16 protein-coding genes are annotated in these 12,449 nt (G+C 36.5%); 4 read left to right on the top strand and 12 right to left on the bottom strand.

The window, feature by feature from the left end; genetic code table 11:
* From ASG21_RS04355 to ASG21_RS04310, 9 genes are all read right to left on the bottom strand, one after another.
* Entirely contained in the window at positions 1-1,377 is a 1,377-nt protein-coding gene (locus tag ASG21_RS04355) for a DUF4153 domain-containing protein (protein ID WP_056076424.1), read from the bottom strand.
* 59 nt (positions 1,378-1,436) lie between these two features.
* Entirely contained in the window at positions 1,437-1,922 is a 486-nt protein-coding gene (locus ASG21_RS04350; protein WP_056076420.1) for a Coq4 family protein, read from the bottom strand.
* 312 nt (positions 1,923-2,234) lie between these two features.
* A complete protein-coding gene (locus tag ASG21_RS04340) occupies positions 2,235-2,624 on the bottom strand; it encodes a hypothetical protein (protein WP_128414209.1) in 390 nt (129 codons plus the stop codon).
* A 152-nt stretch (positions 2,625-2,776) separates the two neighbouring features.
* Positions 2,777-3,076 (bottom strand): hypothetical protein, encoded by a 300-nt coding sequence (locus ASG21_RS04335; protein WP_056076411.1) that lies wholly within the window; start codon positions 3,074-3,076, stop codon positions 2,777-2,779.
* An 18-nt stretch (positions 3,077-3,094) separates the two neighbouring features.
* Positions 3,095-3,943: a metallophosphoesterase gene (locus ASG21_RS04330; RefSeq protein WP_056076408.1), complete on the bottom strand. Its 849-nt coding sequence runs from the start codon at positions 3,941-3,943 to the stop codon at positions 3,095-3,097.
* A gap of 198 nt (positions 3,944-4,141) precedes the next feature.
* Positions 4,142-4,432 (bottom strand): hypothetical protein, encoded by a 291-nt coding sequence (locus ASG21_RS04325; protein WP_056076405.1) that lies wholly within the window; start codon positions 4,430-4,432, stop codon positions 4,142-4,144.
* A 66-nt stretch (positions 4,433-4,498) separates the two neighbouring features.
* Positions 4,499-4,789 carry a transcriptional regulator gene (locus ASG21_RS04320; protein WP_056076403.1) on the bottom strand — a complete coding sequence of 97 codons (291 nt, stop codon included), beginning with the start codon at positions 4,787-4,789 and terminating at the stop codon, positions 4,499-4,501.
* 15 nt (positions 4,790-4,804) lie between these two features.
* The gene (locus ASG21_RS04315; protein ID WP_056076400.1) at positions 4,805-5,266 is read right to left on the bottom strand and encodes a hypothetical protein; all 462 of its coding nucleotides are present in this window, start codon (positions 5,264-5,266) and stop codon (positions 4,805-4,807) included.
* A gap of 1 nt (position 5,267) precedes the next feature.
* Positions 5,268-5,885: a hypothetical protein gene (locus ASG21_RS04310; protein WP_056076398.1), complete on the bottom strand. Its 618-nt coding sequence runs from the start codon at positions 5,883-5,885 to the stop codon at positions 5,268-5,270.
* 101 nt (positions 5,886-5,986) lie between these two features.
* Here ASG21_RS04310 and ASG21_RS04305 point away from each other — a divergent pair, with 101 nt between their 5' ends.
* Both ASG21_RS04305 and ASG21_RS04300 read left to right on the top strand, forming a co-directional pair.
* Positions 5,987-7,588 carry a class I SAM-dependent methyltransferase gene (locus ASG21_RS04305; protein WP_056076395.1) on the top strand — a complete coding sequence of 534 codons (1,602 nt, stop codon included), beginning with the start codon at positions 5,987-5,989 and terminating at the stop codon, positions 7,586-7,588.
* 223 nt (positions 7,589-7,811) lie between these two features.
* Positions 7,812-8,354 (top strand): GNAT family protein, encoded by a 543-nt coding sequence (locus tag ASG21_RS04300; protein WP_056076393.1) that lies wholly within the window; start codon positions 7,812-7,814, stop codon positions 8,352-8,354.
* A 46-nt stretch (positions 8,355-8,400) separates the two neighbouring features.
* Here the strand turns inward: ASG21_RS04300 and ASG21_RS04295 are convergent, their stop codons facing one another.
* Positions 8,401-9,165: an enoyl-CoA hydratase/isomerase family protein gene (locus tag ASG21_RS04295; RefSeq protein ID WP_056076391.1), complete on the bottom strand. Its 765-nt coding sequence runs from the start codon at positions 9,163-9,165 to the stop codon at positions 8,401-8,403.
* A 162-nt stretch (positions 9,166-9,327) separates the two neighbouring features.
* Between ASG21_RS04295 and ASG21_RS04290 the strand changes: the two genes are divergently transcribed.
* The gene (locus tag ASG21_RS04290; protein ID WP_056076388.1) at positions 9,328-9,870 is read left to right on the top strand and encodes a tail fiber protein; all 543 of its coding nucleotides are present in this window, start codon (positions 9,328-9,330) and stop codon (positions 9,868-9,870) included.
* Positions 9,871-9,892: 22 nt separating this feature from the next.
* Entirely contained in the window at positions 9,893-10,723 is an 831-nt protein-coding gene (locus tag ASG21_RS04285; protein WP_056076385.1) for a T9SS type A sorting domain-containing protein, read from the top strand.
* 108 nt (positions 10,724-10,831) lie between these two features.
* Here the strand turns inward: ASG21_RS04285 and ASG21_RS04280 are convergent, their stop codons facing one another.
* Together ASG21_RS04280 and tnpA are read right to left on the bottom strand one after the other, a co-directional pair.
* Positions 10,832-11,596, bottom strand: a complete 765-nt coding sequence (locus tag ASG21_RS04280) for a methyltransferase domain-containing protein (RefSeq protein ID WP_056076383.1) — start codon at positions 11,594-11,596, stop codon at positions 10,832-10,834.
* Positions 11,597-11,892: 296 nt separating this feature from the next.
* Positions 11,893-12,357 carry an IS200/IS605 family transposase gene (tnpA, locus tag ASG21_RS04275; protein ID WP_056076380.1) on the bottom strand — a complete coding sequence of 155 codons (465 nt, stop codon included), beginning with the start codon at positions 12,355-12,357 and terminating at the stop codon, positions 11,893-11,895.
* Positions 12,358-12,449 lie beyond the last annotated feature (92 nt).

Below are 12,449 nucleotides of genomic sequence, written 5' to 3'. Positions count from 1 at the left end.
TTACTTAGTTTTGGTGGTTTCATAGAACAAAATTTTTGAAAGAAAAGAATTCTGTTTTTGCTGTTCAGTTTTTACAGTAACCTCTTTCAAGAGTTTCTCGTCTTTCTTTTCTTCAGCATATTTAATCAATTGTTTTTCGCTGAAGCTGATGGAATGAAGATGAAAGTTGACGGCAAAATCACTTCGTTTGCTGTTTTGCATGGTGATAATTCCGCCCCAATTGATGAAAGAACATGCTAAAACTGTTCCATAAACAGCCCAAACCATTGAATTGAAAAGATATGCATTTGTTTTCTGCATGTGAATTTTTATAAAAGTAAGGATCAGACCGATCAGCGATAAAATGAGAAAAGCATACACTCCCATTTTTTTATATGTGAAACCCATATCAATGATGTACTCTGTATTTTTTACAAATGCCGAGATGATTAAAATGACATTTAAGAAGATCCATACTTTAGCCAGGATTTTTAAAGATTTAGCCTTCACGTCGAAGTTAAAACCACCTTTAAAGTACATCATAATAACCAAAATCGCCATGATGATTGATAAAATAACGGCATTTACTCTTTCGTGGGTTTCTTCGCCAAGCTGAATGGTTGTTTTCTCAACCTCTACAAACTGTTCATAATTAAAAGTAAAAATAAACACCGCCAACAAAATGTTGAGGCAAAAAAGTGAAATGACACCGCTCATTCTTTCAGAATTTAAATCTAAAAATGAATAGGTTGGCTTTTGAATTTTCGCGTCTTCACCGAACTCATTATCCAGAATATGGTTTTGTTTGTAAATCAGTTTCTCGACAGCAAAATTCCAGTAGTTGAAGGCGATGAAAAATCCTAAAACGGTAATAACAATCAGCTGCCAGATATTGATATCCCATTCGTAATTGCTGAAAAGATCTGCGAAATGCGAACTTCCGGCAGCATAGATCCCGAAAAAGATGGCCACTAAAATCAAAGGGATGAGGACAAAAGCGATGGCTTTCTGCAGCAAGCCTGAGGTATTGGTTTTTGGCAACCATTTGTCAAAGTTGAAAAACCGGCAGATAAAAGTAAAACCGTTGGTAACGAAAACCGGTATCAGCAGGAGAATTTTCATCTTCCTGTTTCTGGAGCGGTAAGCAAGTAGAAGATGCGAACTTAACACCGCAAGGAATGAGGCAAAATCTCCGTACCATGCAAATGCGATACTTGAAAGTATGCTGGTGACAAAAATAATAAGAAATTCTCTGGTTTTGTTTTGTTCAGGGGTTTTGTAAAGTGCTAAAACCGCATAGGCGATTCCTACAATTCCAAGATTGAGACCAATGTCTTCGTTGTAAAATACGATGACGAAAATTAGAGTCGTAAGAAATATATAGTGATGTGTTTTCATGAGGGTGAGGTTAGATGTTAGATGTTAGATGTTGGATGTCTGATGCTGGAGGAAGGATGTTAAAATAAAACCTGTGTTTCTTTTTGTCTGAAAAAATCTTTTACATTTTCGAAATTCTGCCAGAGAAGTTCTTCAAAATCAACATGGTGAAAGGCACGCATGGATTGTCCTTTTTGGTATGCGTTTCTGTAAATATTATAATATTCAGGCAGAATGATGCTTCCCAAAATTATTGCGGCCAAAAGATGAGCGTTGAGTTTTCCGTTTCCGAGGAGGAGGAACTGCATGGCAATCTCGTCTTCGAAATTGGTTCCGCAACCGGTGATGAGATGATGCACGTCGTGGTTTTCCATTTTCGGGATCATGGTGAAGCCATGTTTTTTGTAGAATTCGCCGAGTTTTCTGCCTAAGGAATCTTTTTCGAATTCTAAAAGCTGTTTTTCATTGAACTGCCACTGTCTTTTCTTCTTTTTGAAATATTTTCTGTAAAGTTTTTGTGTTTTGTCGTAAACGAAAAGCAGGAATTTTACGCGTAGTTTTTTCATAGTTTGATTTTTAATTAGTTGAAAAGGATTAGGATTAAGTAATAAATGATTCCAATTAAAAAATTAGAACAAAGAAGCAGGACGGATCTCACATGAACTTTTCCATTATTTTTATTTTTAAATATTTGTATAATTTCATCAAGCAGAAAAAATAAATTTGAAATGACGAGGATGAATAAAAACCAACATCCTATTGTGAATAGCAGATAAGAATTTGTCAATAAGAATATCACAAATATTAAAGTTTGCAGTAAAAGGCCAATCACAAATAAATTTTTGCTTTGATCTGTACACTTCAGTATTTTCATCATTTTAATAAAATTCTAAAAAGTAGGAAATTACAATCATCAGAGGAACTAAAAAAGGCAGGGAAACTGAAAACCAAAAGCAGAGATTAAAAAGATTAATTCTGAACTTATGAGAATTTTCTCTATTAAAATTAAAGTCATGGTTCGCACCTAAAAAATAGAATAAATTGGCAAAAACCATCATGACCACATAACCGATTCCCTGAAAGAATATTGTGAAAAGAGTAATTTCAAATTCGGGATCATGAGGCATAATAAGCGTTACGCACAAAATTACATACAGGATAAAAGCAGTTATTCCAGAAACCAGCAATCCGAAATTGTAGAGCAATCTTCTTTCACTCCACCATTCTTTAATCTGTGAGTTGGTGAGATTTGAATTTTCGGTTTCCATTGGGTAAGATTTTTCTTTGTTAAATGAATACATTTTGTTTGGAAGTTGAATTGCACGCGCCCCGACCTGAACGGAGCTCTTTTTGTAAGCGGTGGATAAAGCCAAGGCACAAAAAAGCGGGAGTGGAGGGCGGATAAAGGCGCCCAAAAAAATTATATAGAATTTAAAGTGAGTCCGATATAAGTGTAAAGAGCTGCGATTGGGATGTTGATGCAGAGAATTGCGGATGCAGAAAAACAGTTGGGAAGCTGGCTGCGCCGAAAAAAACCGTAAATCAATAATCCAAAAATAATCAGCAGATTGAGCGCCGACGCAAGATATAGCAAAACAAAACCGCAGAGCGCAAAATCAATATTTTTTGTAATGATATTCCCCAAAAGACAAATGTTGCCGAGAATGAAACAAAGCCAAAATGTGTAATTTCCAATATTTTTGATGGTTGAATTTTTCATAATTTTGATTTTTTTATTTTAAATATTTCCGTCATTTTCCAATTTAAAAACCGTAATCTCCGGCCGTACCATAAATCTTACCTGATAAGAATGCCCGATGGCGCGGTTGATGTAGAGCATTCTTCCATCCTGCAAATTGATTTCTCCAGAAACATATTTTCTGTTATTTACCGGAAGAATCGGAGTGATAATTCCCGGAATTCTGCACTGTCCACCGTGGGTGTGACCGCTTAAAATCCAGCCCTGATATCCGTTCCAAACGTCCTTGTCACAAACATCGGGATTGTGGCAGAGTACCAGATTCGCTTTTTCCGGATCGTAATCTTTCATGACTTTCATCGGATCAAAATTGGGCGACCACAGATCGTCGAAGCCGATAAAATTTAATCCGTGACTTTCTTTCTGGAGATTGTTGATCATTGTAACACCGTTATCTTCAAGAATTTGGCAGATGATTTCTGAAGTTCCGACATCCTTGAACTGTACTCCGTAATCATGATTTCCAAGAATTCCGAAAGTGCCCAGACTACCGTAGACCGCTTCTGCCATTACTTTTTTGAGGCTTTCATGATCTTCGGGAGTTCCGTGATTGACGAAATCTCCGGTGTAGACTACAAAATCGGGATTGAAATTTTTGGCTTTCTGAAAGGATTCGATGAGGAAATTCCAGTCGAAGCGGTCTCCGACGTGTAAATCTGAAATCTGCATCAGGATTTTCCCTTCAAGTTCAGACGGAAGGTTTTTTATGGGGAGTTTTCTTTCGACAAATTCCACCCAAAACGGTTCGATCTGCCATGAATATAAAAACGGAAGTGCGCCGACTGCGGAAAGCTGCAAAAGTCTTTTGAGAAAATGTTTTCGGGTCATGATGAAAGTTTTGAAATTATCTGCTATTTTCTAATTCGGATTTCAAGTCAATCTAATTTTATCTCATGACTCAATCTTCGCAATACGCTTCAACAAGCTCAGCGTGACATCTCTAATACTAACTGATTGATTTCACACCGTCAGGCTGAGTCTGTCGAAGCCTTTTTGTTTGCTATTAGAGCTTTAAATAAAACCAAATCAGCTCCCTGCGATCGGTGATCCGAAAAGACCCACCGCCATTTCAACCCAGATGATCATGAGGATAAGTATAATGACGATGGAAATGATGGTTTTTGCTCTTACTGAAAGTTTTGAACTCACAATCATGTAAATAAATGAAGCAGTACCGAAAAGTAAAATTGCGGCAATCAGAAAATCTGAACCCGTCCAGTTGAAGCCTTCCACAAAATGATTTGAAATGAAAGCTGCTACTATCAACAGAGATGGAATAGCGAAAATGAGTGCTGTTTTTTGTTGTTTTGTCATCATAATTTTTAATTTTAATTTATTAAAGTACTTTGTGTTTCAAAGTTAATTTTCAAAAAAATATAGATCTTATCTTCCTATTAATTTTTCCAGGGCATCTAAATGTTGTGTGAAAGCTGTTCTTCCGGACTGGGTTACACGGTAAGAAGTTTTCGGCTTTTTACCAACAAATTCCTTCTTCACTTCAATGTAATTGGCCTTTTCAAGGGCATTGCTGTGACTTGCCATATTTCCGTCTGTGATTTCCAGAAGGTTTTTCATTTCAGAAAAATCAACCCAGTCGTTGACCATAAGAACGGACATAATGCCCAATCTTACACGGCTTTCGAATTCTTTGTTGAGTTTTGAAATGTTAATCATTATATTTAATTCAGTTTAGTCTTTGATTCTTTTATGTTCCAGTTTGGAGACTTTGTTATCTTCAAAATTTACGATCAGTAAATGATCAACAAAGCCGAAACCATTACTCAGACCTCCATAATATTGCCAAAAATTGTTTTCGTGATCTCTGAATTCAGGATTTCCTAAAATTCTTTTGACTTCTATGGAATCTTTGTCTGACAGCAATCTGCGGCTGATCAGATCGTCCATCATCTCATACTTTGAATATTTACCTTCCGCTTCTGTCGCCGCTTTCCATTCATTTTCATCGAAATCCCTGCTTTTTTCTCTGCTCATCGTGAAGATGAGATAAAAGACAAATGCAAAATAAATCAAAGGAGAAAGAACTACAGTGACAATTCCACTTATCAAAAATTTCTTCTTTCTCTTTTTAAGTAATACGGCTGATATACTGAAAACAAAAACAGCAATAAAAAAGATGTAAAAGGCTACCATTTTACTTATATTTCTTATGCATAATCAAGCCATACACAATATGCAGCACACCAAATCCAACCGTCCATGCCACCAATCCCCAACCTAAAAACAGGAAGGAAAGTAATCCCAAAACAATCTGGCAATACCCTAGATATTTAATGTCTGTCAAAGTATATCTCTCGGCACTTACCAAAGCTAATCCGTAAAAAATCAATGTTGCCGGAGCAACCAGCACAAATAGGTGATGGTATAAAAGAATCAGACAGAATAAGCCGCCTGCTACCAATGGAGCAGCAAAGGTGAAGAGAAGTCTTTTTGTGGTGGCATCCCAAATTTTAAGTCCTTTCTTTTTGCTTTTGTTGGCTGTAAAAATGTATCCACTTAAAATCGCAACAACTAAAATGACTGCACCGATTACGACAAGTTCCTGCACCAAAGCTTTGCTGAAAATATTTCTGTCGCCATCAAAATAATCAATCCCCTCTCTCTGAAAAACAAAAAATACATACACTGCTCCGATAATAGCCGCCAAACCGGCAACTACACCAGACAAGCCACTCAGTGAAATAAAACGCGACGACCGCTCCATCATAGAACGGATGTGTGATAAGTCTTCGTGATAGTTTTTTGATTCCATATAAAAGAACTTTGAATTGCAAAGTTATATTTTATTTTTAAACCGCAAAATTTTTATTTAAATAATTTGTTCAAATTCTTATCTTTAAGAAAAACATAATTATGGATAAAGAAATTCTGCGGTCAGAAATTTTCAGGCAACTGGACGGCGTTGTCACTGCGCCCATCGTCGCTTCACTGCTGAAAAAAGAAATTATCGCCTTTATCATTCAACGTGAACAAATGGTTTTGAGTGAGCTTACCGACGAGTTCAAAGCCAACGAAGGATATCTTAACGTAGCTGTTCGGGCACTCGCATCACAGGGATTTTTGGATTACAGTGTCGATAATGAGAATGATATCATTACAGTTTCTGCAAATACAAAGACTCGATTTCTTCAGAAATACAGTTTACTTTATTTAAAAGTAATTCCATTTTTGAAGCATTCGACAGATATAAAAAATCAGATCAATGAAAGTTCATTTATTGAAGAATTTACGCAGTTAAGTGATTCCGTAAAAGATCACTTTGGGATCCTGCTATCTGATGATGTGGAAGAAAAATATGTTCAGGAGCAAATTTTAAAACACATCGAAGGCTGCATCATCGGTCCAGTGATTGTGTATCTCGGCATGACCGGAATGTTTCATAAATATTTTATGGAAACTTCTTTTCAGGCGGCAGAGTTTCATAAAAACTCAGAGAATTTTGAGGTGATTTTAGATTTCCTGACGTATTTAAACTGGTTTAAAAAAACAGGAGACAACTACAAATTTACTGACACCGGAATTTATTTTGCCAAAAGAGCGGCATCTTACGGCGTTACGGTTTCTTATCTTCCGTTGCTGAATAAAATGGATGATCTTCTGTTTGGAAATGCTTCAAAAATCAGAGAAATTTCTGAAGGTGAAGATGAAATTCATGTTGACCGTGCGATGAATGTGTGGGGAAGCGGCGGTTCGCATTCCAATTATTTTAAAGTGGCGAATGATTTTATTATTCAGATTTTTAATCAGGCTATCCATCTACAGCCGAAAGGTGTTTTGGATATGGGCTGCGGAAACGGTGCTTTTATTCAGCATATTTTTGAAACGATTGAAAGATATACGCTTCGAGGGAAAATGCTTGAAGAACATCCATTATTTCTGGTGGGTGCCGATTATAATCAAGCCGCTTTGAAAGTGACCAGAGCCAACCTCATCAACAATGATATCTGGGCAAAAGTAATCTGGGGCGACATCGGAAATCCGAAACAACTGGCTGATGATTTAAAACAAAATTATGAAATTGAACTATCAGATTTGTTGAATATCCGAACATTTCTTGACCACAACAGAGTCTGGAAAGCACCGGAAAATGATCAACCGCAAAGAATCAGCACTTCCACCGGAGCATTTGCCCACTGTGGAAAAAGACTGCCGAATAATTTAGTTGAAGAAAGCCTGAAAGAACATCTGGAACTTTGGCTGCCGTACATCCGAAAGAACGGATTGCTTATCATCGAGCTTCATGCTTTGGATTCGAAACTGACGGCTGAAAATTTAGGGAAAACTCCGGCAACGGCTTATGAAGCGACGCACGGTTTTTCTGATCGGTATATTCTGGAAGTGGATGTTTTTAAAAAGATTTGTCTGGAAACAGGACTGCAGATTGACAAAGAACTATTCAGGAAATTTCCGAATTCTGATTTGGCGACTGTTTCGATTAATTTACTAAAAAGCTGATTTTTTTTAACCACAAATCGAAGATTCGACAAAGTCAATATTCACAAAAGATCAGACGGAAAATTAGTGATGCAAAAGGGCAAAAAAGGTGGGCGAATACGAAAAACTTTACATCGAAATAATTAGAATTTAAATCTCACGCAGATTTTAGGGATTAAGCAGATTATTTCCACGCAATCGAATCTGCTAAATCTGAACGATCAGCGAGAATAAAAAAAAAGAAATGACATTTGAAACATTAGAAACAGACCGTCTCATCCTTCTGAAACTCGATTCAAAAAAAATGAAAGAGATTTTTGCAGTTAATGATGAGGATCAGATTAAAGAAGTTTTAGGCATTACGGATGAAGAAGAATTTGAACGGCAAAAAAGGATAAATCATTACGGTTACGAATCTTACAACCAAAAAATGCTGAGTTTTAAAATTGTGGAAAAGCAAAGTGGTAAAAAAATTGGCAACTGCAGTTTTCACACTTGGAATCCACAGCATCACCGTGCAGAAGTGGGATATGATCTTTTTTCGGACGAATTCAAACGGAAAGGTTATATGAAAGAAGCTTTGGGAAAGGTGCTTGAATATGGTTTTAAAGAAATGGATCTGAACCGGATTGAAGCCTTGATTGATGATGAAAACACACCTTCCAGGAAACTTCTGGAGCATTATGGATTTGTAAGAGAAGGCATTACGCGAGGTCATTATCTGGTAGACGGCATTTTTGAAGATTCAGTTCTGTATTCTCTTTTAAAATCTGAATACAAAAAGTAAAAAAAGCGTTGTTAAGTTTTAAATTTTTAACAACGCTTTATATCAATTACTTAGCTCTTAATCTTTCTTTGATCGCCCCAATATTTTTCTTGGCAGAATCTTCCAGAATCAAACTGGCACTCATGTGAATTCTGGCAGGCATCAGTTCGTTAAAATGCTCTGTTCCTTCCCACGACACTTTTTTAATTAAAGCCAAAGCATCTTCGCTTCTGGATGATAAAGTGTTTAGGAATTTCTCTAATTTAGAATCCATTTCTGCAATGGTTTCAGAAACTGAATGGTAAATATTGTGCTGTTCTGCCCACGCTGCAGATCTGAAATCTGCATCAATTGCCATTGCTGAAAACTGAGATTTCCCGATTTTTCTTTCAACATAAGGCCCGATTACAAATGGCCCGATTCCTAAATTGATTTCCGTTAAAGCCAGCGCAGAATCTTTGGTTGCAAAACAGTAATCTGCTCCGCAAGCCAAGCCTACTCCACCACCTGTCGTTTTTCCCTGAACTCTTACGACTACGATTTTTCCGCAATTTCTCATTGCATTTAAAACTTTTGCAAAGCCACCGAAAAATTTAGTGGAAGCTTCCAGTTCTTCAATTGCCAAGAGTTCATCGAAACTTGCTCCGGCACAGAATGCTTTTTCGCCTTGACTTTTTACGAGAATGGCTTTTACTTCATTTTTTCCTCCTTCTTCAAGAATTGTTTCAGCTAATTTTTCGAGGATCGCACCTGGAAGGGCATTGCTTTTTGCGGTACCGAAAGTGATTTCGGCAATACTGTTTTTAATTTCTGATGTTACAAAATCGCTCATTCGTTTCTCAATATGATTTAAACAAAAATACTAACAATTGTTCGGGTAAAAAAATCATTAGGTATAAATACTGAATCCGTGATTTGGTTATTTCTACGCTAAAAAATAATTATGTTAAGTTTTACCTTTGACCTAACAAACTAACCCAAAAAACTTATTATTATGGACGAAATGATGGCAACAATCAAGATGTTCGCTGGAACCTATGCACCGGCAAACTTTATGTTTTGCGACGGATCTTTACTTCAAATTATGCAGTATCAGGCTTTATTCTCATTGATTGGTACAACCTATGGCGGAGACGGTATGAGAACTTTTGCTTTACCCAATCTAAACGGAAGGTTACCCGTTGGAGCAGGAAATTCTACAACAGGAAAATCTGTACAGCTTGGAGAAGCAGCGGGAAATTATCAAAATACATTAACAGAAGCTAACTTACCAAGCTTCAGCGGATCCATAAAAGTGGCAAAAACAAATGCCAATTCTACCACTCCGTCGGCTTCATCTTCAATAGCAATCACTGGGACGCCGAACGGAAGAGATTTTAATCCCATCCCAAGCTATGTAGATGGAAACCCTGATACTTTAATCAGTGGACAGTCTGTATTTCATCAGGGGCAAAGTGCGCCAGTGAATAACATGCCACCTTATTTGGGAATGAATTATATTATCTGTGTGAATGGAATTTATCCACCAAGACCTTAAATAAATCTAAAACAAAACCGTCATGAAAAGAACAACTATTTTCTTAATCTGTAGTATGTTCATCTCTTTTCTGTCATTGGGACAGGCACCCACTACAGAGGTTTTTGAAACTGAAACACATCAGAGTACAAGTTTTACCGACAACAGTGTTGTTTTTAATATCATTTCACATAATGGGCTGTTCCGTAATTTTACCGCCACATCTGCATGGGGATGGAATGGAACCGGCGCAGACAACCGATTCATAGATAATACAGGAAGTATACCCGCGACCACATCACCGTCATTCAGCATCAAGACAAGTTCAAATTTATTTAAAGTAAACAGTTTCTGGATATTTTGCGGAGATCTTAATACAAATCCCAATACTACCGGAACGCTTACGGTAACGGGCAAACTGTCGGGTGTTGTAAAATTTTCCAACATAAAATCTTCCGGATTTGTAACATCGAATACGACGAGCAATGGTTATACCTTCATTAACATGGCTAATTTTATGGACCAGAATTACTCCAATATTGTCATCGATGAACTGATGATTACAGGCGCCGGAAATTTCCGATATCTGGGACTGGATGCCTTCACATGGGTGAAAGATAGTAATCTTGTTCTGTCCACCTCTGAAATGAAAACAAACAGGAACACGCAGGAGATTTATCCTAATCCTACTTCCGGACCTTTGATCATCACTACTCAAAAGAATGAAACATTTAAAATCTACAGCACATCCGGAAATCTGGTAAAGACTGTAGATGCACAGAAAGGTGAGAACAGAACAGATATTTCCGAACTTCCCAACGGAGTATACATTCTGAAATCTGAAACCTCATCTCAAAAGGTTATAAAAAAATAAAAAACCACCACGAAAACTCTTTTTTGAATGAAGATTATTTCAAACGATTCTAAAACATGATGAACAAAACTTCCCGGGCAACCGGGATTTTTTGGTTTTAAAAACCTCCTATCTTCTTCCGTACATTAAAATTCTTTTGAATGGATAAATAGCCGGAAATCTTTCAAATTTTTCAGCAATCCGAATTTTAAATTCTGTAGTAAAAATTTCCTGCTGTGTTTTATCCAGTATTTCTAAGTACGGAATCAAAGCCGAGCCGGAAATAAACTTAAATAACTCTTCTGCATCTTCCGCAATAATCGGGTAGACTTTTATAGAGATATTTAAATCTTTCAAACCTGCATCAAACATCATTTTTGCATATTCATCCAGACTCAAAACAGGAGAAATTCTGTTGAAGTTTTTTAATTGAGATTTAAACGGCTCTTCGGAAGCCAGCCGAATTAAGATTTTGTTTAAAATATTCTCATTCTGCACAGGCATCTGAATGGCAAACTGTCCGTTTTCACTTAATAAAGAAAGCAACAATGGAAATAATTTCTTATGATCATCAGACCATTGCAAAGCTGCATTGCTAAAAATCAAATCCCATTTTTCATCAGATTCATATAATTCTTCAATGGTTTTCTGTTTAAAACTTAAATTTTCGTTTTTAAATTCTAAAGATTTTTGAAGCATTTCAGCTGACGAATCGATTCCCAAAAACTGTGCATCAGGAAATCTTTCTGATAGAATTTTTGTTTGCTCGCCAGTTCCGCAGCCAATGTCGATGGCATTTTTAAGGTTTTTAGACGAAATTAAATTCATCAAATCAAAAAACGGCTGGTAGCGGATGTTTTTGAATTGGTTGTAGATGTCGGGATTCCAGGGCATAATTATTTTTTGTTAGTTTGTTTAGATATGTCTGATGGTAAAATTAATAGCGTTGGATTCATACAATCCTGTAATTTGACATCTGCAGTGGCGGACTCCGTAGGAGTCTTATCTGTGTAGATATAAATAAGGTTACTTAATAATCTTGGCGCAGTCCGGAGGACTGCTATCTGTGTAGATAATAGAATTTCATGGTGGATGGCGCAGTCCAGAGGACTGCTATTGTTGTTGCCTGTATTTAAAATTAAGGCAAATTTTTTATTGATATATTAATGTTTCGTCTCAAAGCTAACGTCTCAATCATAAAATTCAAATAAATATTCATCTTTAAACTCAATTTCAAAAGCATTTAGAAATTCAATATACTCTTCTCTGAAAGTTTTCTTTCTGTGATGTGCTTCCTGATTTAAAACATAATTAACCACCTTCTCCTTCTGACTTTTAGAATAAGAAAATGCACCGTAACCTTTCTGCCATGAAAAATAATTCAACGTTAATTTCTTTTCATTGATAAAATTTGTTGATTCCGTTTTGCTAACTTTCACTAAATCTGATATGGTGATTTGCAGATTTTTATAACTGAAGAAGATATGAATATGGTCGGGATTTGCATAAATCGCTAATACTTTTTGTCCTTTATTTATGAAAATTCCACAAATGTATTTTTCAACTTCTTCACGTATTGAACTTGTGATTTTGGTATCTCTACCCTTTGTGGCAAAAACCAACTGGACGTAAATTTGTGTGTAAGTGTTTGACATCTTTGTGCTTTTTTGATAGCGTCCCTACAGGACGCTGTATTGATTATCATTATTTTTCTACACAGATTACGTTCCTACGGAACGCTTTTTTT

It is taken from the genome of Chryseobacterium sp. Leaf394, assembly GCF_001424105.1.
GTDB lineage: Bacteria > Bacteroidota > Bacteroidia > Flavobacteriales > Weeksellaceae > Chryseobacterium.
Note: the sequence above shows the minus strand (reverse complement) of the source record. Positions and strands in the feature narration are given on the sequence as shown.